We start from the raw sequence: 23,798 nt of genomic DNA, 5'->3' as shown, positions 1-23,798 counted from the left end.
CCAAGGAGGTCAGGCGATGCACACGAAGCCGGCCCAGTGAAAGGGATGCGCGAAGGGGCGCTCTCCGGGCGCTCTGCCCGGAGGATCGTCCGATACCCATTTGATTCGCATCGACCCCGAGCCGCAGTCGGCATTCAGATCGCCGGCCGCTCGAACCCTCGGATCCAATTGCTGGACCAGCGACTGGAGTTCGTCTCCGGGCGCATCCCTCAGCCACCTCTGAGCCGCACGCAGGGCGGCCGGGGCCGATACCCCGGCATGCAGGTATTCGTACAGCTTGAGCATCAGGAGCCTGGTGGATCGATCCGACACCGGCCACAGAGAGCAGATGACCGCGCTCGCACCGGCCCCGAGAAAGGCGAGCGCCAGACCGTAGGTCTCGTCGGGCAGTTCGCGGTATTCGGCAATCCCCGTCTCGCAGGCGGACAGGACCACGAGCGTCTCGGACCCGAGTCGGATGCGCCCCAGGATCTCCGACAGGCGCAGGATCTCACCCCCTGCCATCATCAGACCGGATGCCTCCGGGTGGCGCCACCGAAAGCGGCCGTGACAGGCAAAGTGCAGGTAATCCAGCGGTCCGGCCCTGGAGACGGCGTCCAGCACGCGCTGTTTGGTGGCGCGCTTGCCCAGCAGACTCGCCTCGCTCTCGAACAGGGCGCCCAGCATGTTTCCCTCGGCCCGGCTGTGTGGCAGATCGCCGGTGGGATCGGCGACCGAGAGCAACCGGCGCCGACCAGTATCCCGCGCAACAAACGCCGAGGCATTGGATAGCCCGCCCACCGCGCTCACCAGATCGAAGCGATTCAGGATCTTTCGCTCGCCGCCGCGCAACATCGATGGAGGAAACAGCGATAAGGCGCCGGAGGGGGCGATTCGCAGGCGTCGAACCGAGGCCGGCAAGGCATCCAGGACCTGCCACAATGGGGCGAGATCCCCGTCCAATGTCTGGGCGACCCGCTCCATGGCCCGGGAGAATGCGGCGGGGTCGCCCTGTTCGAGGAGCACCTGGTAGCCGTCGAGCCAGCTCGATTCGCGGCCGGCCTTGCGCTCGAAGAGCGACTCCAGGGCCGCGCGGTCGAGTCCGGTCAAACGCACCAGCCGCACGGGTTGCGCCCGATCGTCCGCGCAGGCGACGAACACCGGCAGGTCGCGCCCGTCCAGGGGCGGGACGCAGAAGGCGATGACGGCCTCCCCTGGAGGCGGAAAACTCGGATCGGCATCGCCCGCGTCGAGCGCACCCGATGTCTGTCCGGCCCCGAGCAGCGCCCGATGCACGAGCCCCCGCCCCTGGATCAGGAATGCGAACGCATCCGCGAGATTTCCCTGCTCGGCAATGGCAAGCACCCCAAGATTCTTGGTGGCGCTGGCGGCACCGATCAGGCGACGCATCTCGTACCAGTTGCCGAGTCCGGCGATGGCATCCCCCAGGAATCGCATGATGTCTCGGGCAATGCGCTCGACCTGCGGCCAGTTGCCGGTCTGCGTCTCGGTCAGGGCCAGGCTGTGCTGGGAGCGCAGCCAATCCGAGGGAAAGCGTTCGAGCGTGCGTACCGAAAGCGCCGCGCGCAGGTGGCCCCGAGAGCGCTTCAGGTTGGCCTCCGGATCGCCCCGAGCGCGTTTGCGGTATGCAACACCGAGATTGTGCTGCACGCGCGCCCAGTCGTCGGCGAAACCGGCGCGCTTCCAGACGCGCAGCGCCGCGCGATAGTGTCCGATGGCGGATTCGACGTTCTCGGCCCGATCCCCGGCGATGCGCGAGCGGTACATGCTTCCCAGATTGTTGTGGAGACGCGCCCACTCGGTATTGGCGGGGAGTGCTTCATGGATCCTGAGCGCCAGGCGTCCGAGCGCGATCGCATCCTCCATGTTCTCTTCGCGATCGCCGGCGATCCGAATCTCGTAGGCGTGGGCCAGGTTCGCCGCACAGCGGCAGTAGAGATCCGGATAGTCATGGGGGGTGAAGATCGTCAGCGCGCACCGGTAACGATCGATGGCCCGCTCGATGTTCTCGCGCGGATCGCCGACGATTCGCTGCAGGAAGGCGTTACCCAGATTGGCTTGAGAGGAGGCCCACAGGCGTGGGTGACGTTCCGGGTTCAGGCGGTCCCCGATGCGCGCGAGACAGGCCATTGCGCGCTCGAGATTTTCCGCGCGCCGTCCTCTGATACGGCGCCGCCAGGCGACTGAGCAGTTGCTCAGGGTCCGCGCCCAGGTCACAGGGTTGGTCTCGGGAGAGCAGAACCTCAGGGCTTGCTCGTAGGCGCCGAGCGCTTGCTCGATGTAGTCGGCCGCACCTTCTCCCGGCATCTGCACCAGGATATTGGCTCGCATGCGCTGCAGCCGCGCCCAGCTTTCCCCCTCGGGGACAACCGACAGGATCGCATCCACTTCGGCGAGTCTGGCCAGCCCGCTCCGCTCGCCTTCCACCGGACCGCCCACTCGCTCCAAGAGTTGCTCGATCGCGGCCGCATCTAAGCGGACCTCTTGCCTCGCCCTCGACGGATTGCCCATAACGAGGTGCAAGGATCGGTTCTTCTCCAGTCAGGCGCAGCGAGCGTATTAGCGTGTTGATAGGGATGCACATCCTTGTGCGATCTTGGTCTGGACCTTCAGCTTCACGTTTTGGAGCGCGTGCCTCAAGGTTCCATTTCGAACCTTGACAGCACGACCATATCGTGAAAATGAGAGCGCGAGCGGGCGTGCACGCTAAGGTGAAAGCTCAATAGCGATTGTCGAACACCCGCGAGGTCTTCTTTTCGCTGCGCGGTAGATCGCCGATGGCGACCGCCTTGGGAACGACGCTCAGTCCGACGCGCTCCTTGCAGAGACGGCGCAGCTCGGCCTCCACACCTTCCAGGTGTGCGCCCGGCAGCGTCTCGAAGAGGACGGTCATGACATCCTTGCCTTCGAGATGGTCGATCATGACCTGGAACTCGCTGCTCGCGCCCTCGATCTGATGCAGGATCTCGTCGATCAGGGCCGGATAGACGATGACGCCCTTCACCTTCACCATGTCGTCGGTGCGGCCAAGGATGTCGTCGATGCGCGGGAAGGTCGAGCCGCAGGGACAGTCGCCGGGGACGAAGCGCGTCAGATCGTGAGTGCGGTAGCGAACGAGTGGCGCGCCCTGCTTGCGCAGCGTGGTGATGACCAGCTCGCCGATCTCCCCTTCCTTAACCGGATTGCCGCTGTGCTGATCGATGATCTCGAAATAGAGAAAGTCGTTCCAGTAATGCATGCCGCATTCATGGTCGCACGAGATACCGATGCCCGGACCATAGACCTCGGTCAGCCCATAGATGTCGTAGAGCTGAACGCCCAGTTCGTTGGCGATGCGGCGGCGCATCTTGTCGCTCCAGCGCTCCGAGCCGATGATGCCCTTGCGCAAATGGACCTTGTCGCCGATACCGCGCCGCTCGATCTCCTCGGCCAGCAGCAGCGCGTAGGACGAGGTCGCGCACAGCACCGTGCTTTTGAGGTCCGTCATCATTTTAAACTGACGATCCGTGTTGCCCGGACCGATCGGGATGACCATGGCGCCGATCCGCTCCGCGCCGGCCTGGAAACCGAGCCCGGCCGTCCAAAGACCGTAACCCGGGGTGACATGGATGCGATCCCTGTTGGTCACGCCGGCCATGCCGTAGCAGCGGGCGAACATCTCGGCCCAATCCGCAACGTCCTGCTGGGTATAAGGAATGATGACCGGGGTGCCGGTCGTCCCCGAGGACGAGTGAATACGCACCACCGCCTCATCCGGAACGGCCTGCAGACCAAGCGGATAGGCATCGCGCAAATCGGCCTTTTCGGTGAATGGAAGCTGCTCGAAATCTTCCCAGCCTCGGATACCGTGGAGATCGATGCCCGCGAATTTCTCGCGATAGAAGGGACTTTTGTCGGTGATTCCGTTGACCAGACCGAGGATGGCATCGAGCTGTGCCGGCGTCTTGAATGGGGATTCGCTCACGGAGATTCTCTCTACTCTCGCCTGAAAGGCGTTGTCGGTGATTAGGCGGCGCTCACGGATCTGGCGCTCGCATGCAATGCCTGGATGTTCAGATCGACGAAACGCGCCCGCACCGATTCACGGATGGCGGTTTCGAGCTGTTCGAGCGTAAAGCCGAGCGCGCCCAATGCCGCAGCCGCGCCGAGCAAGGCGACGTTCAGCACCTTCGTCGAGCCGATCTCGGCGCAGATGGCGTCTCCGTCGACCACCGCCAATCGCGCACCGCAGCCGTCGAGTCGCTCCAGCATCGCCTGGCCGCTGTAAATGGCGCTGGCTGGAGACGCTGCGACGGGCGCGACCGGATGCGCGTTGGTGACGATGGTACCGCCCGGACGCAGATAGCCGAGGCTGCGGACCGCCTCGCCCGGCTCGAAGCCGATCAGTACGTCGGCCATGCCGGGTGCCATGAGCGGCGAGGCGATGGGGGTATCGGAAACGCGCAGATGACTCACGACCGAGCCTCCACGCTGCGCCATGCCGATGGTCTCGGAGGTGCGGACCTGAAGTCCGGCGTCCATGGCGGCGCGCGCCACCAGCTTGGAGGCCAGCACCGTCCCCTGACCGCCGACCCCGGCGATGATGATGTTCGTATGCAGGCTCATCGTCCCTCCTCCACTAGTGCGATCCGTTCGATGGCATCGAAGGGGCACATCTGCGCACAGAGGTCGCAGCCGTAACACAGATCGTCGTCGATCCGCATCCGGCCGTCGACCCGACTGATGGCCGGACAGCCGAGGCGGGTGACGCAGAGATTGCAGCGACAGGCCTCCTCGTCGATCACATAGCGCGGACCGGACGGCGCGACATGGATGCAGGGCGCCTCGAAGATGAGCGCGGAGACGCCCTGCGCCGTCGCCTCGACCGCGCGCAATACCGCCTCCTTGGACGCCTCGTGCTGGAGCGGGTCGCAGGACTCGATATGCTGGACGCCCAGACCGCGCAGCACGGTCGCGATGTCAATCTTAGCGGCGATCGTGCCCATCATGGTCTCGCCCGTTCCCGGATGCGGCTGCAATCCGGTCATGGCGGTGGTGGAGTTGTCCAAGACCACCAGCACGATCGGCGTCTGGTTGTAGACGGCGTTGATGACGCCAGGAATCCCGGTATGGAAAAAGGTCGAGTCACCGATGAAGGCGAAATGCACCCTGTCCGGTTCGACCACATGAAGACCCTGGGCGACCGTGACGCTCGCACCCATACAGAGACAGGTATCCACCATATCGAGCGGCTTGGCGTTGCCGAGCGTGTAGCAGCCGATGTCGCCCGCGAAGACCGCCTTGCGCTTGCGCATCGCCTCCTTGACCGCCAGGAAGGAGGCGCGATGCGGACAACCGGCGCAGAGCACCGGCGGACGCACTGGAGGTTCGGCAACCTGGATGTCCGGCGCGGCGGCGCAGGTCGCGGCCGGTGTGAATTCAACCCCGAGGAACCCGGCCAGCGCCTGGGTCACGGAATCGACGCCGTTCTCACCGGCCTGTTGGACATGACCGCTGCCCTTGCCGAGCACGGTCACCGGGATATGGCACTCGCCCGCCAACCGCAGCAGCTCGCGCTCGATCACCGGGTCCAGCTCCTCGACGACCAGCACCTGGTCCAATCCTTCGAGGAAATCGAGCCCCAGGCGGCGCGGGAACGGATGTGGCGTTGCGACCCGCAGCAGCTTGTGCTCGGGGACGGCATCGCCCAACGCAGCGAGCGCCTCGGCGACATAGGCTCCGCTGATACCCTGTGTGGCGATACCGAGCCGGCCCGATCCGTTCAAGCGATTGAAGCGATAGTCCGAGAATTCATCGGCGATCAGTGGAAGCCGCTGCTCGATACGAAGGTGGCTCTGATAAGCGAGCCGGGGAAAGATGACCCACTTGGGATCCTTGACGAAACCCTCGGGGGCCGCCGGTGCCCCGCTCTCCCCGACCTCGACCGGTGCGTTGCCGTGGCAGACGCGGGTCGTCGGACGAAAGAGCACCGGGGTCCCGTAACGTTCGGAGAGCGCAAAGGCATCGCCGATCATCGCGTAGGCCTCCTCCGGAGAGGCCGGATCGAAGACCGGTAGCTTGGAGAAGAGCCCGAAGGTGCGGGTATCCTGCTCGGTTTGGGAGGAGATGGGACCCGGATCGTCGGCGACGACGATGACCATTCCTCCCTTGACGCCGACATAGGCGAGGCTCATCAGTGGATCGGAGGCTACGTTCAGTCCGACCTGCTTCATGGTCACCAGGGTTCGCGCCCCGGCGTAGGCCGCTCCGGCCGCCACCTCCAGAGCCACCTTCTCGTTGGTCGACCACTCGACGTGAATACCGCCCGGATTGCGTTGGGCGATCGTAGGAAGGATCTCGCTCGATGGCGTGCCCGGATAGCCGGTCACCACGCCCACACCCGCAGCGATCGCACCCAAGCCGATCGCTTCGTTACCCATCAAAAACTCAGTTGCCACTCGATACGCCCCCAGGGCTTCTAAACACGTAAGGAAGCCCCTGGCGGGGCTCTGGCCAAGGTCAGCTAGTATATACCCCGAAAACACCCCAGCGTGGCGCTGGCTGGTGCGGGTCTCGCGTTCCGGCCCGCAGAGCGAGGACATCGCCGCGCGGACCGCGCCTATCGGTTGCCCGTCATGCGCACGGAGAACCAGAATCGGCTTCCCTCTCCCGGTGTACTTTCGCAGCCCACCGCTCCGCCCAGACGCTCGGCGATCTTCTTGACCGTGACCAGCCCCAAACCCGCACCCTCGAATGGACGGGTCAGCGAATTGTCGCCCTGCTCGAACAGACGGAAGAGACGCCTCTGAACATCCTGATCGAACCCGATTCCGGTATCGCTGACCGAAAACCGCACGACCACCTCGCCTTCCGCCGACTCACAAACGCTCACCGCAATCTCGATTGCGCCCGTCTCCGTGAATTTGATCGCGTTCTCCAGATAGGCATGCAGGGCCGAGCGAATGAGCGATGCATCAGAGATCAAGGCATCCGGGAGTGGATCGAGACGCAGATCCAGCAACAACTGCTTCGCCGCAGCCGCCTCCTGCAACTCCCCGACCACCGTGTCGATGAGCGCGGGAATATCCACCGGGGCCATATCGGTCGCCGTCAACTGCGAATCCAGCTGAGCCACCCTCAGCACCGAATTGATCATCGACGTCAGTCGCCGCGCGGAATCGGCAGCCTGGTCGACCCAAGTGGTGACCTGAGGGTGATTGGCCTTCATCTGGATCAGCTGAAGCAGCCCCGAGATCTGATGCAATGGCGTCAGCATTTCATGCGACACATTGCGCAGGAAATGACCTTTGGCGCTGTTGGCCGCCTCCGCCTCCTCCTTCGCGATCCGGAGATCCCGCGTGCGCTCCTCGACCTTGCATTCGAGCGCCTCGTTGAGCTCCAGCAGGGCCTGCTCCTGGTCCCGAAGGGCGAGCTGCAACGACACTCTCGATTCGAGCACATCCAGATTCACGGGTTTGTGAATGAAATCCGCCGCGCCGCTGCGCAGCGCCTCGGTCTCGCTTCTCGCGCTACTGTCGGCCGTGACGAAGATGACCGGAATCCTCCGCATCTCCGGGTCAGCCTTCAGCCGGGACAGCACCTGATAGCCATCCATCCCAGGCATCTTGACGTCGAGCAGAATCAGTGATGGCGACTGCTCGCGGGCGACCGACAACGCGTCCTCGCCCGAGGTGGCGATCACGACCTCGAAACGGCGCATCAGGAATTTCCCGAGCACCAGGATGTTCTCTGGCGCATCATCGACGATGAGGATTTTACTCAAGAACCTGCCTCCGCATTGGATTGCGAATCAGACACATCCGCGAGCGATGGAATCGATTCCAGGAGGATCCTAATCGCCTGCTCGCACTGCAATGCCCTAACCGACACCTCCAGTTCGCGGAAGCGATCCTCGGTCAACCGCGCCCGCAACCTCGGGCCGAGCGCATCGAACGCCGCCACCGAGGCCAGATTGCGCTCCGCAAAAATCGCCATCAGCGAGGCGATCTCGGCGTCCGTCGCCGGCGTGAACGCGTTCGTAACCGATGTGCCACCGGCCTCATCGATATAAGGTGACATCGCCTCCGCCACCGAGCGCAAGGCGTTGGCGAGCTTGGTCACACACCCGGAGCAATCGGCACCGCCCGACCGCCGGACTCTCGACTCGAACTCCTTGGCCACACCCAAGAGTGCTCGCGCCCCGATGAGCCCCGCGTTGCCAGCCAGTTTGTGAAGACGATCGGCGAGCACGGCGCGTTCGGACTCGTTCGTCGGAACCGGCGATGCCTCTTGGAAATCGGCGAACTCTGCCAGAAAGCGCTTGCACGTCGCCAGGAACAGCGGCCAATCGCCGCCCATGCGGTGCTCGACCTCAGGCATCGCCAGCCCCGGAATATTGGGCCAAGAGGGTGACGTCCCTTCTGCCGAGGCATCATGCGTCGTGGGCAAGGGTGCGCCGCGCACCAATTCGATATGACGACGCAACGCACGGACCATCTGGTCCGGCTCGAACGGCTTGGTGACATAATCGTTCATTCCCGCATCCAACGCGCGCTGACGCTCACTCGATAGCGCGCCTGCCGTGAGCGCAATGATCGGGAGACTCGTCAACTGCAGCTCGTTCCGGATCCGTTGAACCGCGAGGATTCCATCCAGGACCGGCATCTGCACGTCCATCAGCACGGCATCGACCTCGTGATCGGGATTCGAAAGCCAATCCACCGCCTCCAACCCGTTCGCGCAGACCCGAACCAAGGCGCCTTGGCGTTCCAGTATCTGTCGCGCGACGTCGACGTTGAGTTCACTGTCGTCCACCAACAACAGCTTGACGTTCGCCAACCATTGGATACCGGTCGATCGGAACGACGAACCCTCAAGGACGCGGTCGCTACAGCCCCGGCGTTTGACCACGGCCTCGTTCACCTGATTGAACAGGGACGAAGGGTCGATCGGCTTCTGCAGAATGCTGTCCGCCAGATCGGCATGCGGCTCGGCTTTCAACGCCTCGATTTCCTGTGCGGTCACCACGATGGCCCCCGGAATCCGCTGCAAGCCGAGCACCTTCCAGAGCTTGTGCAAGGCATCCAAGCCGTCCAATTTGGGCATGCGCCAATCCAACAGCAGACAATCGACAGGGGCCGAGGAAGCCTCGCGCTCAAGCACGCGCTCGACCAGAGCCTGTCCGTCCGCGACCCCCTCGGCATGCCATCCCAGCGAGACCGCCATGGCGATCAAGGCCCGGCGCTGATTCTCGTCATCCTCCGCGATGAGAATCTCCAAGCGCCTGATTCCAAAATCGAACGTATCGAGCTGCTGCGCATCAGGCACATCGACAGGGACCTGGATACGGAAGGTGCTGCCGACGCCTTCCTGGCTCTCGACCTCGACCGTTCCGCCCATCAGACCGGTGATCTGGCGCACGATCGCAAGACCCAAGCCGGTTCCGCCGAAACGACGCGTGGTGGAGCTGTCCGCCTGAACGAAAGGCCGAAACAGCATCTCTTTAAACTCGGCTGGAATACCGATCCCGGTATCCTCAACCTCCAGACATAAGGAGCCATGATGCTCGCACAGGTCCGAAATCGTCGCACGCAGCTCGACACCACCGGAACGGGTGAATTTCACCGCGTTGTTGAGCAGATTCAGCAGTATCTGACGCAGTCGAATCGGATCGCCGAGCAGAAGAATCGGAATTCTCGGATCGATCGTCAGGTTCAGTGACAACCCCTTGCGCTCAGCCGCTCCCGATACGATCCGCACCGACTCGCCGCAAAGCTCGACGACGTTGAATGGAGCGCACTCGATCGAGAGCTCGCCCGCCTCGATCTTGGACAGGTCGAGAATGTCGTCGACGATTCCCTGCAACGCCTTGCCCGCCGATTGAATCTTGGTGACGTATTCACGCTGTTCGTGATCCATGGTCCCGAGCCCCAATAGGTGGCTCAATCCCAATACGGCATTCAACGGGGTTCGAATCTCATGGCTCATGTTGGCGAGGAATTCGGATTTGGCCTGGTTCGCCAGATCGGCCGCCTCGCGCGCCTGCTCCAACGACTGGTTCAAGGCGAGCTGGAGCTGTGCCTGGTGCTGCAAGGCCAGCGTGCGTGAGTAGAGCCAGGCGACCAGAGCGATCAAGAGATAGACGATCAAATTGATGACCAGGATCTCCGCCAGGGCATCGCTTCGAGTCTGCAGTATCGCCGTCGTGACGGGATAGATGGCTCGCAAGGTGATGTTGCGCTTCTCGCCGAGCCCCAGAATTTCGCGCTCGAAATAGAGAAATGCCTCCTGGGAAGCCACATCCCTCACCAACTGGCTAGCCGCGAATCCAGGTGGAAGCATCGAAGCCGGCAGTCGTTGGAACTCATCCTGCCACCGGACGATGTCCCCAGGGGAATGCGCATGCCCGAACGCCGACTCGTCCAGATGAAGCAGATACTGCCCGCGCGTATTCGTCAGAAAATAACGGGTGTCGCCATCGGCTTCTTGCAGCTTCTTCAGTATCGAGGTCAGATCGTAGTCGACCACGACCACGCCAAAGATTTCGCCCTTCTCGTTCGCCACGGGTGTCGAGAACCGCAAAGTCGGCCGAGAGGGTGTTTCGAGCGTGCCTTGAGTCTGATTCAGATTGATCTCGGAAACGGTCAAGGTCCCCAGTGCACTCTGGACGGCACTCATGAAATAGGCTCGCTGCCCCTTGCGCAGCAGCCCTTCGGGCGGTGTGACGAGCGGCTCGTCATTCGAAGACCGTTCGACCTTGACGAGTTCGAGCCCTCCGTCACGTACCCCGATGAGACGCACCTGAAAGACCCTGGGCTCGGCCTTCAGAAAACCGAGATAGATCTGATCGAGCCGCCCCTTCCAGACGCTGAATGTCTCGCCATTGACCGGATCGACCCCGCCGTGAAGCAGGGTCCGCCCAATTCCGGGAATGGGCGGTAGCGCCGCGAGAAATTGCGTCATCTGCTTCAGACGTTCGATTTCGCGATCGAGCGCGGCTGCCTTCAAGGTAAGCTGAGCATCTTCCTGAAGATCGAGGGCGCGAAAAAAGGTCTGCCCCGAGGAGCGCAGGCTATACCAGTAGATTACGAGCGAAAACAGCAGGGCAATCAAGAATGCGATCAGCCCTTGAACGACCGCATTGGATGCATTGAGGCGCTTCATGGTGAAGAGGACCTCAGCGCGCGCCGGGATTACCGAAATCGTGTCGCATTCCGGCAGGCGATTCCCTGAACTGGGCCGGGAAGCACTGGCGGAGATGACAGATTGCGGCCAGCCCGGTGCAATGGTTGGGAGCCAAATAGGCGATCCCACGCTCGGCGAGTGACTGGGCGGTAAATTCCAGACGGGCCCGATCCGCGCGCAAAAGATGCATGCCACCCAGGACCGCATGCAGTGGACGATCCGGTAACAGCTCGCGCACCCAGTCGAGCGTATTCACCAACCCGGAATGTCCGCATCCGAGCAGAACCACCAATCCCGCCGCCGTATCCAGGATCAGCGCCTGATCGTCCGCCAGCGCATCCGGCTCGGTGCATTGGGCATCGCGATAGAAGGGACCGCCGGTATCCTCGATAGGATGGGTGCGGGGAATCTCTCCGCTGAGCAGGATTCCGGGCGCGACGTGAGTCGGCTCGGTGGACGCGACCAGACGCCGGGTCAGCGGACGCAACGTCTCCAGATCCTCAACTGGAGAGCCGATCGGGCGGCCATTGCGGTTGAATTTCGGGCTCAGCGCCTTTGGATGCAGATAGAGATCGACCGGACCGGTCAGCTCCAAGGCGTCGAGCAAACCTCCCGTATGGTCGTAATGACCATGGCTGAGGACGATCGACTCGACCCGTTCGAGCGAAAGTCCCAGGCGCTCGACATTATGTCTCAGCACCATGCCCTGCCCGGTATCGAACAGCAGATGCCGGTCGTCGGCCTCGACGAGAAAGGCGGCGCCATGTTCGCCGAGCAGCCCCGGCGCACCGGCCGCGTTCTCGACCAGTTGGGTGATCCTCAGTTCTCCGATCATCTGTTCGTTCTCTCCGGCATCCGAGCTGGACGTCTCACTCAGCGTAGGTTAACGGCATCGAGGTCAAGGAGCATCAGCCCGCAAAACCGGAATTCCTGGGGCATTCGGATATCCGAATGAACCACGAAGCGGTCAGAGACGATCCCGATCGTTCTCGACTCGAAGAGGCGCGGCCACCCCGGTCTCGCGGAAGCGTCGATAGTCATCGAGCACCAGCGCATGGTCGAAGGCGAGCTCGCCGGGCAGATCGCCGAGCGAAACGATCGCCAGGTTTTTGGCATCGTCTTGGGCACTGGGCTCGCCGCTCGCCTCGGCCACATAGACGGCGGTCACCGTATGGCCTCTGGGATCGCGGCGCGGGTCCGAATAGATGCCGAGCAACGCGCGCAGGCTCACCTTGAGCGACGTCTCCTCCAATGCCTCGCGGACGGCGGCCGACTCCACCCGCTCGCCGACATCGACGAAACCGCCGGGGATCGCCCAGCCGTGGGGTGGAAAACGACGCTCGATGAGCACGATCGGACGCCCAGGGCGATCGACGAGCTCGATCAGGATATCGGCGGCAATAAGCGGTGTTTCGGGTCTTGGCATAGTCTGAGTCCAGGCTAGTCTCATCGGTGGATGTCGGGGTGGAGCCCCCATGCGGCCCATGGGTTTCGCTGAGCTGCACCCAGGCGACAGATGCGCCGCGTTGCCCTTTTTTTGAAACAGATCGATGCTAGACTTCACGCCCCCGAAAAGACACCCCCGACGACCACCGAACACCTTACATGAAAGACCTGCCGACGCCCTATTATCTGATCGACGAGTCCCGACTCCAGCAGAATCTCGAACTCATCCAGCGTGTGCGTGAGGCCTCGGGCGCCAAATCGGTGCTGGCGCTCAAGTGTTTCTCGACCTGGTGCGTCTTCGACCTGATGCGCCAGTACCTGGACGGAACCACCAGCAGCTCGTTGTTCGAGGCCCGTCTGGGCTACGAGGAATTCGGCAAGGAGGTCCATGCCTACAGCGTCGGCTTCTCCCGCGACGACGTCAAAGCGGTCGCCGCGTTCGCCGACAAGATCATCTTCAACTCGCTCTCGCAGTTGCGGCAGCACCATGCGGAGGTCGAGGGGCGCAACCTGGGATTGCGCGTCAATCCGGGGATCAGCTATTCGCACTTCGACCTCGCCGATCCGGCGCGCCGCTATTCCCGACTGGGCGTCGCGGACAAGGATGCACTCGCCGAGGTCGCTCCCCTGCTCAAGGGGCTCATGTTCCATTTCAACTGCGAGAACACCGAGGTCGAGAGCATCTGCGCCTCCCTCGACACCATCGGGCGCGAATACGGCGACCTGCTGCGCCGCATGGAGTGGGTCAGTCTCGGCGGCGGTCTATCCTTCACCCAAACTGGATATCCGCTGGAACGGTTCTGCACGGCCTTGCGCGAGTTCAGCCGGACGTTCGACGTCCAGGTCTATCTGGAACCTGGCGAGGCCGCCGTCACCCGAAGCACCGAGCTGGTGACGACCGTGATCGATGTGGTTCACAACGAGCTGGACATCGCCATCATCGACGCCTCCCTGGAGGCGCACATGCTGGATCATCTGGTCTATCGCACCACCCCGTCGGTCGCCGCGCCCGCAGCGGGCCCGCATCGCGTCATGATCGCCGGCCGGACCTGTCTGGCGGGCGACGTCTTCGGCGAATTCGGCCTGGCGGAGCCCCTGCGGGTCGGCAGCGAGGTCCGCATCGCCGACGCAGGCGGCTACACCATGGTCAAGACCAATTGGTTCAACGGAGTCGCCATGCCCTCGATCGCCGTCCGTCGCCTGGACGGGACGATCGAGGTAGTCCGCACCTTCGGGTACGACGATTTCAAACGCAGTCTTTCCTGAGCGAGAAGAGAACGCATGAAAGAGAATGTCCTCATCATCGGCGCCGGCGGCGTCGCCCATGTCGCCGCCCACAAGGCCGCGATGCACAACGATGTCCTCGGGGACATCTGCATCGCCTCGCGCACCCAGTCGAAGTGCGATGACATCATCGAGAGCATCAAGCGCAAGGGGCACGTCAAGGATCCGTCCCGCAAGCTCTATTCGCGTCAGATCGATGCGCTCGACATCCCGGCCACCGTTGCACTGATCAAGGAGACCAACTCCCAGATCGTCATCAATCTGGGCCAGGCATTCCTCAACATGTCGATCCTGGAGGCCTGCATCGAGACCGGTGTCGCCTACATCGACACCGCCATCCACGAGGATCCGGACAAGGTCTGCGAGGATCCGCCCTGGTACGCCAACTACGAATGGAAGCGCAAGGACCGCTGCGCCGAGAAGGGCGTGACCGCCATCCTCGGTGCCGGATTCGATCCGGGCGTGGTCAACGCCTACTGCGCACTGGCCGTCAAGCGCTACTTCGACACGATCGAGACGATCGACATCATCGACGTCAACGCGGGCAGCCACGGCAAGTACTTCGCGACCAACTTCGACCCCGAGATCAACTTCCGCGAGTTCGTCAAGGTCTGGACCTGGATCGACCGCCAGTGGAAGGAGTATCCGACCCACTCGGTCAAGCGCGTCTACGATCTGCCGGTGGTCGGCCCCTCCCCCATCTATCTCAACGGTCACGACGAGCTGCACTCGCTGTCGAAGAACATCGATGCCGACAGCATCCGTTTCTGGATGGGCTTCGGCGATCATTACATCAACGTCTTCACGGTGCTGCGCACGCTCGGTTTCCTCAACCATCTGCCGGTCACGCTCGCCGACGGCCAGGAAGTGGTGCCGCTCAAGGTGGTCAAGGCGCTCTTCCCCGATCCGAAGACGCTCGCGCCCAACTACACCGGCAAGACCTGCATCGGCAACTTCGTCAAGGGCATCAAGGACGGCAAGCCCCGCGAGGTCCTCATCTATCAGGTCTCGGACCACAAGGCTGCCTATGAGGAGGTCGAGTCGCAGGGCATCAGCTACACCGCCGGCGTGCCGCCGGTGGCCGCCGCCATGCTAATCGCCGATGGCACCTGGGACACCAAGACCATGGTCAACGTCGAGGAGCTGGATCCCGAGCCCTTCATCGCCATCCTCGACCGGATCGGTCTGCCCACCGAGGTCAAGGAGATCGAGCCGGGCAGCGCGGGCTCATTCGACGGAAGCGTGCGCGATCTGGAGACGGAACTGGCCGATTCGACGGCCACCGTCACGGTCTCGGCGGCGAATCCCATGATCGCCGTCGCCCCCAAACCGCACTGATCGAGAACGGCTGCCCGGCCCAAGGCAGCCCCATTCGACTTCCAAAAGACTTGAACCGCAAAGGCGCGAAGGACGCAAAGAATATCTTCGCGCTCTTTGCGCCTTTGCGGTTCAAACACCGGCTTCCAGGGTCTAGCATCCCCAGGGTATTTTGATTCTCATCAGGAGAACGCGATGCGTTTTCGCTTTCCAGTCGTCATCATCGACGAGGACTTCCGCTCCGAGAACACGAGCGGTCTTGGCATTCGCGCCCTCGCCAAGGCGATCGAAAGCGAGGGCCTGGAGGTCCTCGGAGTCACCAGCTATGGCGATTTGAGATCGTTCGCCCAGCAGCAGAGCCGCGCCTCCTGCTTCATCCTCTCGATCGATGACGAGGAATTCGGCAGCGGCTCACCGGAAGAGATCCAAGAGGCGCTCGCCACCCTGCGCGAGTTCGTGCTGGAGGTTCGGGTCCGCAACGAGGACATCCCCATCTTCCTCTACGGCGAAACCCGCACCTCGCGCCACATCCCGAACGATGTCCTGAAGGAGCTGCACGGCTTCATTCATATGTTCGAGGACACGCCCGAGTTCATCGCGCGCTATGTCATGCGCGAATGCCGAGCCTATCTCGACAGCCTGGCGCCGCCCTTCTTCCGCGCCCTCACCCACTATGCCGCAGACAGTTCCTACTCCTGGCACTGCCCTGGACATTCCGGCGGCGTCGCCTTCCTCAAGAGCCCGGTCGGACAGATGTTCCACCAGTTCTTCGGCGAGAACATGCTGCGCGCCGACGTCTGCAACGCCGTCGACGAGTTGGGACAATTGCTCGACCATTCGGGACCGGTAGCGGCCTCGGAGCGCAACGCCGCGCGCATCTTCAACTGCGATCACCTGTTCTTCGTCACCAACGGCACCTCGACCTCGAACAAGATCGTCTGGCATTCGACGGTCGCACCGGACGACATCGTCGTGGTGGACCGCAACTGCCATAAGTCGATCCTCCACTCGATCATCATGACCGGCGCGATTCCGGTGTTCCTCATGCCGACGCGCAATCATTACGGGATCATCGGTCCGATCCCGCTCGATGAATTCCGCCCGGAGAACATCCAGCGGAAGATCGATGCCAATCCCTTCGCCAAGGGCATCAAGTCCCAGCCGCGCGTGCTCACGATTACCCAAAGCACCTACGACGGCGTGCTCTACAACGTCGACGCCATCAAATCGCTGCTGGACGGCAAGATCGACACCCTGCTGTTCGACGAGGCCTGGCTGCCGCACGCCTCCTTCCACGACTTCTACGTCGGCATGCACGCCATCGGACAGAACCGGGCGGCCTGCGACGAATCCATGGTCTTCGCCACCCAGTCGACCCACAAGTTGCTGGCAGGACTCTCGCAGGCCTCTCAGATCCTGGTGCAGGAATCCGCATCCCGAACACTCGATCGCAACAGCTTTATCGAGGCCTATCTGATGCATTCCTCCACCAGTCCGCAGTACGCCATCATCGCGTCCTGCGACGTCGCCGCCGCCATGATGGAGCCGCCGGGAGGGACCGCGCTGGTACACGAATCCATCATGGAGGCGCTCGACTTCCGCCGCGCCATGCGCAAGGTCGATGCGGAGTTCGGAGCCGACTGGTGGTTCAAGGTCTGGGGACCGGACTATCTGGCCGAGGAAGGCATCGGCGATCGCGAGGATTGGGTCCTGAAGGCCGGCGATCGCTGGCACGGATTCGGCGACCTGGCCCCCGGCTTCAACATGCTCGACCCCATCAAGGCGACCGTCATCACTCCGGGACTGGACGTTGACGGCAAGTTCGCCGAATCGGGCATCCCGGCGGGCGTCGTCACCAAATATCTGGCCGAGCACGGCATCGTGGTCGAGAAGACCGGTCTCTATTCCTTCTTCATCATGTTCACCATCGGCATCACCAAGGGCCGCTGGAACACGATGGTGACCGAGCTGCAGCAGTTCAAAGACGACTACGACCGCAACCAGCCGCTCTGGCGCGTGCTGCCTGAATTCATCCAGGCCTATCCGCGCTATGAAAAGGTGGGACTGCGCGATCTCTGCGACCAGATCCACGGCATCTACAAGGCCAACGACGTCGCACGCTTGACCACCGACATGTATCTCTCCGATTTCGTCCCGGCCATGAAACCGGCCGTCGCATTCGCCAAAATGGCGCACCGCGAGATCGATCGGGTCAGCATCGACGACCTGGAAGAACGCATCACCAGCGTGCTGCTGACCCCCTACCCGCCCGGCATTCCGCTCCTCATCCCGGGCGAGCGCTTCAACGCCACCATCGTCCGCTACCTGAAATTCGCCCGCGAATTCAACACCAGCTTCCCCGGCTTCGAGACCGATATCCACGGACTGGTGAAGGAAACGGTCGACGGCGAGGTACGTTACTTCGTCGACTGCGTGAAATTCTAGGTCTGGTCCTTGTCTATTTTCGCGATCTCGCGTCGAGCCGAGTCGAAGGCGTGCTTGGCCTCGATCTCCGGGCCGAGCATGATGGCGAAGGGGCGGGTCTGAGGATTGACGTCGAGCGCGATCTTGAGCGCCATGGTCAGGGGAACCGACAGCAGCATGCCGACCGAGCCGAGGACGTAGCCCCAGAAGACCAGGGAAACGAAGACGACCAGAGTCGAAAGTCCGAGCCCGCGTCCCATGACGCGCGGCTCGACGAAGCTGCCGATCAGGACGTTGACGCCAAGATAGCCGGCGGTCACCAGGAGTACGGATTCCAAATCGAGCTGGACCAGCGTCAGCAGTACCGCCGGGACGGCAGCGATGATCGAACCGATGGTGGGCACGAAGTTGAGCAGGAATGCGAGGGTCGCCCACATGGCCGCGAAATCGACGCCCAGAAAGGTCAACCAGATCCAGATCAGCAACCCGGTGGCCAAACTGGTGTTGGCCTTGATGAACATATAGCGATTGATGGTCTGGAGCACCTCGCGCAGATGCCCCATGGAAACCTCTGGCGCGCGCAGTGCAGCCCGGAGCTTGTTGGGCAGGCTGTTGGCCTCCAGCAGGATGAAGACGACCGTCAGCAGGATGAGGAAGGCGTTGGCCAGCGCCCCGCCCAACCCCTTGATCAGATCGCCCGCCAGACCGAGCGTGCGCGCGGGGTCGATCATCGAGTTCAGCGCATCCTTTGAGACATGCACCCCGACGAGGTCCAACCAGCTCGCCGCTTCGCCGGTCATGGTCTTGAGCCGCTCCTGATAGTCCGGGAGGCTCGTATTGAAGGCGTTCAGCGACCCGCTGAAGAGTCCGACCATGGCGCCGCCGACCCCGATGAGCACCGCCACGACCAGCAGCATGGCCGCCCAGCCGGGCAGACCGTGCTGGCGCAGATAGCGGATGGGCGGCTGCAGCACCACGGCGATGAAGACCGCGAGCAGGAAGGGCGTGATCAGATTGGAGGCGGCCTTGAGTCCGGCAATGACCACGACAAAGGCGCCGGCGACCAGCAGAAAACGCGCGGCGGGGCTGAATCCGAATGGCTGACCCGTTTCTGGCATGAGGGTTGGTTCGACTCGACTGTCCTAATCCACGTATTTTATGCGGTCTAGGAATCGGCCGGTAGCAGACAAGAGTTCGGCGAGCGACTCAAGGCGTCCTGGCCTCGCCCCCAGGGTCGGCGCTCCCATGGAGTGGTTCGCCAATACCGACGCTCAGATACTCACCGACTACCTGCTGGACCTGATCGACCGAGAGCGGCAATCGAAGTAAGGCGCGATGCAGCGCAGAAAGAGCACCTCGCTCGGCGCAGGCGACTCCAGCCACCAGACGCTTTCCTGGAAGACCGGATCCGAACAGCCCCTGACCACGAGAAAGTCTGGAATCCGGGTCGTGGGATCGATCAGGACCTGCTGACTGATTCGACCGACCTGGAACTCGCCCTGCCGGATCCATTGGGGCTCCTCGCCCGAAACCCGACGGACCTCCAGCTCGCAATACGGCTCGGTCCGGTTGCCGTAGTTGGCCAACCGTCCGCCTTGCAGGATCGCGTGCGCACGCTGCGGAGGGATCTCGATCGGTGCGGTCACACGCAGCGTCAGGGACGGTCGCGTCGTGCCCAGCGGCTGCGCGCAACCGCCGAGCAACACCGCGATCAGAACCGCACCCGCGCGGCCGTGCGGACCGAGGGAACTTCGCCATGTGTCTTTTTTCGGCTCGAAACCTGGGGTCGGTGAAAGGCTCATGATGCAGTGCTCCGCTTGGCCGTCGGCTGCCCGAAGTGCGCGACCCAATGCTCGGCGATCTCGCGCCGGCGACAGAACCAGATGTCATCGAATCCGGCGGCATAGTCGAGAAAACGTGCCAGGCCCCGCGCCCGCGCCGGATGGCCGCTGATCCGCGAATGCAGCCCGACGCTCATCATGGCCGGGCGCTCCCGGCCCTCTGCCCTCATCGTGTCGAAGGCATCGCGCAGCAGGATGAAGAAATCGTCCCCCGTGGCGCAACCGGGAGACAGCAGATAACGGATGTCGTTGGTGACCAGACTGTATGGCACGATCAGGTGAGACTGGCCGCGCTCGGTCAGCCAATAGGGCCGCTCGTCGTCGTAGGCATCGGAGTCGTAGAGAAAGCCCCCGTGCTCCACCAGGAGCCTGCGGGTGTTTGGGCTGACCCGTCCGCCGTACCAGCCGACCGGTCGTTGGCCGCAGGTCTCGGCGATGATCCGGCAGGTGTGGGCGATGTGCTCGCGCTCGGTCGCCGCGTCGACATCGCGATAGTCGATCCAACGGTAGCCGTGACCGGCGACCTCGTGCCCCAGTTCGCCGAGCGCAGCGCCGATCTCGGGATTGAGTTCCAGCGCCCGCCCGCAGGCGAAGGCGGTGAAGGGGATCTTGCGCGCGTCGAACAGACGCAGCAGACGCCAGAAGCCGACCCGGGCACCATAGTCGTGCAGCCCTTCCGCGCTGTAATGGCGCTCTCCGAAACGCCGCCGGATACCTGACAGCTCGGACAGATAGTCCTCCGAACCGTCGTCGCCGTTGAGGAGGGTGCGCTCGGCCCCTTCCTCCACATTGACGACGCACTGTAGCGCTAGACGCGCACCGCAAGGCCAGTGCGGGTGGGGTGGATGGCGGCCATAGCCCTGGAGATCGCGCGGATGCCAGGCGTCCATGGCTAACCGAGCTCGAAGGTGGTGACCCCGAAAACCTCCGCGTCTGGCACAGTCGGAAAGGGACCGAGGTACATGCGGGCACAACCGAAGACCTCGTGCAGACCATGGCGCGCGGCGAGCGCCAATGCCTGGGGATTGTTCTCTGGCACGTCGAGGAAGATGGGCGCGCCGGGCGCATGATCGACAAGCCCGTAAAACAGCGCCTCGGCGGTCTGGATGTCGGCGGCGAACAGCGGTCCGATCTTGAAGCCCTGGCGACAGGGACGGATGACGCCGTACCCCTGGAGCCCGACGCCATCCATCGCGCCAAGCGCGCGGCTGCCGGGCTGGGCGATCCAGGCGCGCAGGAACTCCTCGCGCGGGGCGGGAAAGTGGGCGGCATCGTAGCTGGCCAGGAGCTCGAAGGGCACCTCGGCCAGATCGACCAGACGCGCATCCCGCTTGACCGAGAAGCCAACCCCTTCGAAACGCAGATCCCGGTGACTCAGTACGAAACCGCCACGGGAATAGAAGTCCTGCATGCCGAACACACCGTCCATGCCGATCGTGACAGGCTCGCGAAGCCGCGCGATGAGGCGATCGCGACGGATGTGCCAAAGCTGGCGACCGAGCCCCTGGCCGCGCTGGTCGGGACGGACGATGAAGAACCCCATGAAACCGAAGCGCTCGCCATAGGCGACGATCGAACCGCCGCCGATCAACTCCCCATCGCGCTCGGCGGCGATGAAACCATCGGGGTCGGTATCCCAGAAGATCTGGGCGTCATTGAGTCCTGGATTCCAGCCCTCCTCGGCCGCCCAGTCCACCAGTGTGTCCAGCTCGTTGCGCGTCATGGCGCGGATGATCGGTTCTGAGGCCATCACCGTACTCCTTAGAATATCGTCGGCCGGGAAGCGGAGGCCCTTCCCGAATGAGAGATCTATACACTACTCGAATCTTCTTATCGGTGTTGACAGGATCCAACACGAAAAAGCGCCGGATGGTTGAGCGGCGACGTTCGGATCGCTATCCCGGACGACTCGGCAGCGTAGCGAACCCAAAGACGGCAGGGGCCAGCATGTTCACTTCATGTGACCGTTACAGCCCTGATGCACTCACACTCATCCCTTTGATGCGTCTGCAGTTCTTTGGCACCGACTGGAGCAGCTTGCCGCTTGAAGGCCATCGCCCACGAGACGTTTCAATCGTTCGGGCATTGCAGCCCCAGGTTCTGCTTGATGATAGCCTCGTCGGCTGCGTCGGTCAGTCCGTCGAGGTTGAAGTCGTAGACGCTCGAAAGTCCGCTCGACTCGCTGTAATGACGCCAGTCGTCAAGATCCTTCTGGTCGACGATCAGGTCCAGATTGCCGTCACCCGGGCACGCCTTCTGGGACGCCAGAAGCGTCTCCAGCTGCGCCGAGAGTGCGTCGAAATTCTGCTGCTGATCGGCGGTCAGCTGGTCGAGCGGAAGCTCGGTGCCCGCCTCGTCGAGTTGGGGCTTCGGGATCTCCTCGTCGATCGCGTAGAATTCCGTGGTGGTCGTGTCCACGCAGGGCTGGTCCAGAGAGACATAGGCCTTCAGGCTGTTGCGCACGATCTTGTAGCGATCGTTGCGGATGCCGACCGCCGAGAGCGGGCTGATATCGTAGGGCTCCTCGCCCCTGGCGACCAGGAAGGCATCGACCTCGCAGCAATAGCTGAAGCCCTCGGACGGCGCGCCCTCGGTGTCCGGCGCGTCGAGACCGGTTCCCCACCAGGTCCCGTTGTTGTCCTCGCAGACGCCCTTGGTGACCGGGATCTGGGTACAGGTGCTGCTGATGGTGCAGGGGCCGTTGATGGCTCCGTTCGCTTGCAGATTCGTTCCCACTTGGGTGAAGTTCCACTGCCGGATGCCGTCCTGACCGGGGTCGATCAGATAGGGCAGCATGGGTTCGGAGTCGATCGGTCTCGGGACGGCCTTCCGGACATCGTCGATGCCGGCGATCTCACCGAAGAGCGCGTAGAGATCCGCGATGTTCACCATGGAGGAAACGATGCGGCTCGGACGCTCCACCAGAGGACCGGCGACGATCAGCGGCACCCAGACGCCGGTCTGATAGGCGGTACCCTTGGCGCGCGAGGTATCGAATGGACGCCTGACGGTATACCCCAGGCTGCCGTTGTCGCCGAGGACGATCAGCATAGTATCGGTGCGCTCCGGCCGATAGACCAGGTTGCCGCTCGGGCCGATGGACGCGAGATGTGCCGACAGCAGCAGGCGTCCCAGTTCGGCGTCGAGCGATTCGAGCATCAGCTTCGACAGCACGCGCTGCACCAGCGTGTCGGAGCAGTCCATGTCGCTGCTCCTGACGTTGGCTAAAAGCGAGCGGTCCACGGGCGGCTGCATGATCGGGGTGTGGACGGAGGCGAAGCTGACCGTCGCCATCCAGGGCTGCCCCTCCGGGCGAGTGTTGATCCATTCGATCGCCTCGTCGACCGCCAGGGTTGCGCGGAAGCGACGCGCGCGCGCGTCGGTCGGAGGCACCCGCTCAACCGAGCCGTCCGGATAGTTGTAGACCAGTGGGGACACGTAATGGCCGTTGAGCCGGGTGAAGTCCAGATATTCGGGCGGCGAGGTCTCGCAGCGCTTGTCAGGATCCAGGATGCCGCCCGCATCCAGGCAGAGACGACCGGGCGGGACCGATCCCACGCCGCGCAGGTTGCGGCAGGACCCATCCGCCATGTAGCAGGCGCCGCCATCGGCACCGCCCGCGCGCGATCCCGGCACGAAGCCGCAGGAATAGGTCTTGCCGTCCGTGGCGACGCCCCCGGCCGTCAGGTCGATCGAAGAGGGATCGCCGGTCTCGTCGAGCCAGCCCGCGAAATAGTCCCAGCCGAGGTTGTGCGGCATCGCATCGCCGGCCGGATCCTTGCCCTGAAGGGCGAGATGAAACTTGCCGAACATGGCGCTCTCGTACCCCTGCTGCGCCAGCAGTTTCGGCGTCGTCATTTCGAAGGGCGAGACCATCGAGTTGGCCAGGTCGTCGGGACCGAGCGCGCCGAGGACGTTGGTACGGAAGGGGAAACGGGCGTCGAACACCACCGCCCGGCTGGTGGTGCAGGCCGGCATCGACCAGGTGTTGCGGAAGCGGACCCCGGATCGGGCGATCCGATCAATGGTCGGCGTGCTCGGCGAACTGACGCTGCCGTAGCCGAACACCCGCATCTGATCGATGCCCACGTCGTCCATGATCACGAAGAGGATGTTCGGCGTGGAGTCGGACGCCGCCCATGCGGTCTCCAGACCCGAACCAGACACCCCCAGGACCGACAGCCCCACCAGCATCGCCGTTGTCGTTCTCATCGCTATCCACCAGTCGTTGATGATTGCCCGTCTTCGCTGGGGCGTCGGCCACTCGGTTCGATCTAAACTGGCCCTCGCGAGCCTATTTGGGCGAATGAGATCCATTGCAAC

The 23,798-nt window shown here is 63.2% G+C and carries 16 protein-coding genes; 3 read left to right on the top strand and 13 right to left on the bottom strand.

Annotated features, from left to right (window positions below):
- Positions 1-9 precede the first annotated feature (9 nt).
- The 8 genes from ACFSJC_RS02745 to ACFSJC_RS02710 form a co-directional block, all read right to left on the bottom strand.
- On the bottom strand, positions 10-2,523 hold the full coding sequence (locus ACFSJC_RS02745; protein WP_386022858.1) for a CHAT domain-containing protein: 2,514 nt from the start codon (positions 2,521-2,523) through the stop codon (positions 10-12).
- Between the two features lie 196 nt (positions 2,524-2,719).
- A complete protein-coding gene (locus ACFSJC_RS02740; protein WP_386022855.1) occupies positions 2,720-3,964 on the bottom strand; it encodes a phenylacetate--CoA ligase family protein in 1,245 nt (414 codons plus the stop codon).
- A 41-nt stretch (positions 3,965-4,005) separates the two neighbouring features.
- A complete protein-coding gene (locus ACFSJC_RS02735; RefSeq protein WP_386022852.1) occupies positions 4,006-4,605 on the bottom strand; it encodes an indolepyruvate oxidoreductase subunit beta in 600 nt (199 codons plus the stop codon).
- A complete protein-coding gene (iorA, locus tag ACFSJC_RS02730) occupies positions 4,602-6,419 on the bottom strand; it encodes an indolepyruvate ferredoxin oxidoreductase subunit alpha (RefSeq protein WP_386022849.1) in 1,818 nt (605 codons plus the stop codon). The genes ACFSJC_RS02735 and iorA overlap by 4 nt, the downstream gene beginning before the upstream one ends.
- Before the next feature lie 179 nt (positions 6,420-6,598).
- Positions 6,599-7,762 carry an ATP-binding response regulator gene (locus ACFSJC_RS02725; protein ID WP_386022847.1) on the bottom strand — a complete coding sequence of 388 codons (1,164 nt, stop codon included), beginning with the start codon at positions 7,760-7,762 and terminating at the stop codon, positions 6,599-6,601.
- Positions 7,759-11,142: a hybrid sensor histidine kinase/response regulator gene (locus tag ACFSJC_RS02720; RefSeq protein WP_386022844.1), complete on the bottom strand. Its 3,384-nt coding sequence runs from the start codon at positions 11,140-11,142 to the stop codon at positions 7,759-7,761. The genes ACFSJC_RS02725 and ACFSJC_RS02720 overlap by 4 nt, the downstream gene beginning before the upstream one ends.
- 13 nt (positions 11,143-11,155) lie before the next feature.
- On the bottom strand, positions 11,156-11,998 hold the full coding sequence (locus ACFSJC_RS02715; RefSeq protein ID WP_386022841.1) for an MBL fold metallo-hydrolase: 843 nt from the start codon (positions 11,996-11,998) through the stop codon (positions 11,156-11,158).
- A 132-nt stretch (positions 11,999-12,130) separates the two neighbouring features.
- Entirely contained in the window at positions 12,131-12,589 is a 459-nt protein-coding gene (locus tag ACFSJC_RS02710) for an NUDIX domain-containing protein (RefSeq protein WP_386022838.1), read from the bottom strand.
- A gap of 179 nt (positions 12,590-12,768) precedes the next feature.
- Between ACFSJC_RS02710 and nspC the strand changes: the two genes are divergently transcribed.
- From nspC to ACFSJC_RS02695, 3 genes are all read left to right on the top strand, one after another.
- A complete protein-coding gene (gene nspC / locus ACFSJC_RS02705; RefSeq protein WP_386022836.1) occupies positions 12,769-13,875 on the top strand; it encodes a carboxynorspermidine decarboxylase in 1,107 nt (368 codons plus the stop codon).
- Between the two features lie 15 nt (positions 13,876-13,890).
- Positions 13,891-15,231 (top strand): saccharopine dehydrogenase family protein, encoded by a 1,341-nt coding sequence (locus ACFSJC_RS02700; RefSeq protein ID WP_386022833.1) that lies wholly within the window; start codon positions 13,891-13,893, stop codon positions 15,229-15,231.
- Positions 15,232-15,405: 174 nt separating this feature from the next.
- Positions 15,406-17,655, top strand: coding sequence for an Orn/Lys/Arg family decarboxylase (locus ACFSJC_RS02695; RefSeq protein ID WP_386022830.1), 2,250 nt, complete (start codon positions 15,406-15,408; stop codon positions 17,653-17,655).
- Here ACFSJC_RS02695 and ACFSJC_RS02690 read toward each other — a convergent pair.
- The 5 genes from ACFSJC_RS02690 to ACFSJC_RS02670 form a co-directional block, all read right to left on the bottom strand.
- Complete coding sequence (locus ACFSJC_RS02690) at positions 17,652-18,752, bottom strand: AI-2E family transporter (protein WP_386022827.1); 1,101 nt, start codon at positions 18,750-18,752, stop codon at positions 17,652-17,654. The two genes, ACFSJC_RS02695 and ACFSJC_RS02690, sit on opposite strands and share 4 nt — an antisense overlap.
- 168 nt (positions 18,753-18,920) lie before the next feature.
- Entirely contained in the window at positions 18,921-19,436 is a 516-nt protein-coding gene (locus ACFSJC_RS02685) for a hypothetical protein (RefSeq protein WP_386022825.1), read from the bottom strand.
- Positions 19,433-20,365 carry a polysaccharide deacetylase family protein gene (locus ACFSJC_RS02680; protein WP_386022822.1) on the bottom strand — a complete coding sequence of 311 codons (933 nt, stop codon included), beginning with the start codon at positions 20,363-20,365 and terminating at the stop codon, positions 19,433-19,435. The genes ACFSJC_RS02685 and ACFSJC_RS02680 overlap by 4 nt, the downstream gene beginning before the upstream one ends.
- A 2-nt stretch (positions 20,366-20,367) precedes the next feature.
- Positions 20,368-21,225, bottom strand: a complete 858-nt coding sequence (locus ACFSJC_RS02675; protein WP_386022819.1) for a GNAT family N-acetyltransferase — start codon at positions 21,223-21,225, stop codon at positions 20,368-20,370.
- Between the two features lie 320 nt (positions 21,226-21,545).
- Positions 21,546-23,687, bottom strand: coding sequence for a sulfatase-like hydrolase/transferase (locus ACFSJC_RS02670; RefSeq protein ID WP_386022816.1), 2,142 nt, complete (start codon positions 23,685-23,687; stop codon positions 21,546-21,548).
- Positions 23,688-23,798 lie beyond the last annotated feature (111 nt).

Origin of the sequence: Thiorhodococcus fuscus, assembly GCF_042682685.1 — a bacterium.
Lineage (GTDB): Bacteria > Pseudomonadota > Gammaproteobacteria > Chromatiales > Chromatiaceae > Imhoffiella > Imhoffiella fuscus.
The sequence above is the reverse complement of the archived record's forward strand: the minus strand, read 5'-3'. Positions and strand labels throughout refer to the sequence as shown.

Bases quoted from the DNA above. Each gene is read 5' to 3' on its own strand.
- ACFSJC_RS02690 (WP_386022827.1), bottom strand. From the start codon at position 18,752: ATGCCAGAAACGGGTCAGCCATTCGGATTCAGCCCCGCCGCGCGTTTT.
- ACFSJC_RS02700 (WP_386022833.1), top strand. From the start codon at position 13,891: ATGAAAGAGAATGTCCTCATCATCGGCGCCGGCGGCGTCGCCCATGTC.
- ACFSJC_RS02685 (WP_386022825.1), bottom strand. From the start codon at position 19,436: ATGAGCCTTTCACCGACCCCAGGTTTCGAGCCGAAAAAAGACACATGG.
- ACFSJC_RS02670 (WP_386022816.1), bottom strand. From the start codon at position 23,687: ATGAGAACGACAACGGCGATGCTGGTGGGGCTGTCGGTCCTGGGGGTG.
- iorA (WP_386022849.1), bottom strand. From the start codon at position 6,419: ATGGGTAACGAAGCGATCGGCTTGGGTGCGATCGCTGCGGGTGTGGGC.
- nspC (WP_386022836.1), top strand. From the start codon at position 12,769: ATGAAAGACCTGCCGACGCCCTATTATCTGATCGACGAGTCCCGACTC.
- ACFSJC_RS02675 (WP_386022819.1), bottom strand. From the start codon at position 21,225: ATGGCCTCAGAACCGATCATCCGCGCCATGACGCGCAACGAGCTGGAC.
- ACFSJC_RS02735 (WP_386022852.1), bottom strand. From the start codon at position 4,605: ATGAGCCTGCATACGAACATCATCATCGCCGGGGTCGGCGGTCAGGGG.
- ACFSJC_RS02720 (WP_386022844.1), bottom strand. From the start codon at position 11,142: ATGAAGCGCCTCAATGCATCCAATGCGGTCGTTCAAGGGCTGATCGCA.
- ACFSJC_RS02695 (WP_386022830.1), top strand. From the start codon at position 15,406: ATGCGTTTTCGCTTTCCAGTCGTCATCATCGACGAGGACTTCCGCTCC.
- ACFSJC_RS02710 (WP_386022838.1), bottom strand. From the start codon at position 12,589: ATGCCAAGACCCGAAACACCGCTTATTGCCGCCGATATCCTGATCGAG.
- ACFSJC_RS02715 (WP_386022841.1), bottom strand. From the start codon at position 11,998: ATGATCGGAGAACTGAGGATCACCCAACTGGTCGAGAACGCGGCCGGT.
- ACFSJC_RS02680 (WP_386022822.1), bottom strand. From the start codon at position 20,365: ATGGACGCCTGGCATCCGCGCGATCTCCAGGGCTATGGCCGCCATCCA.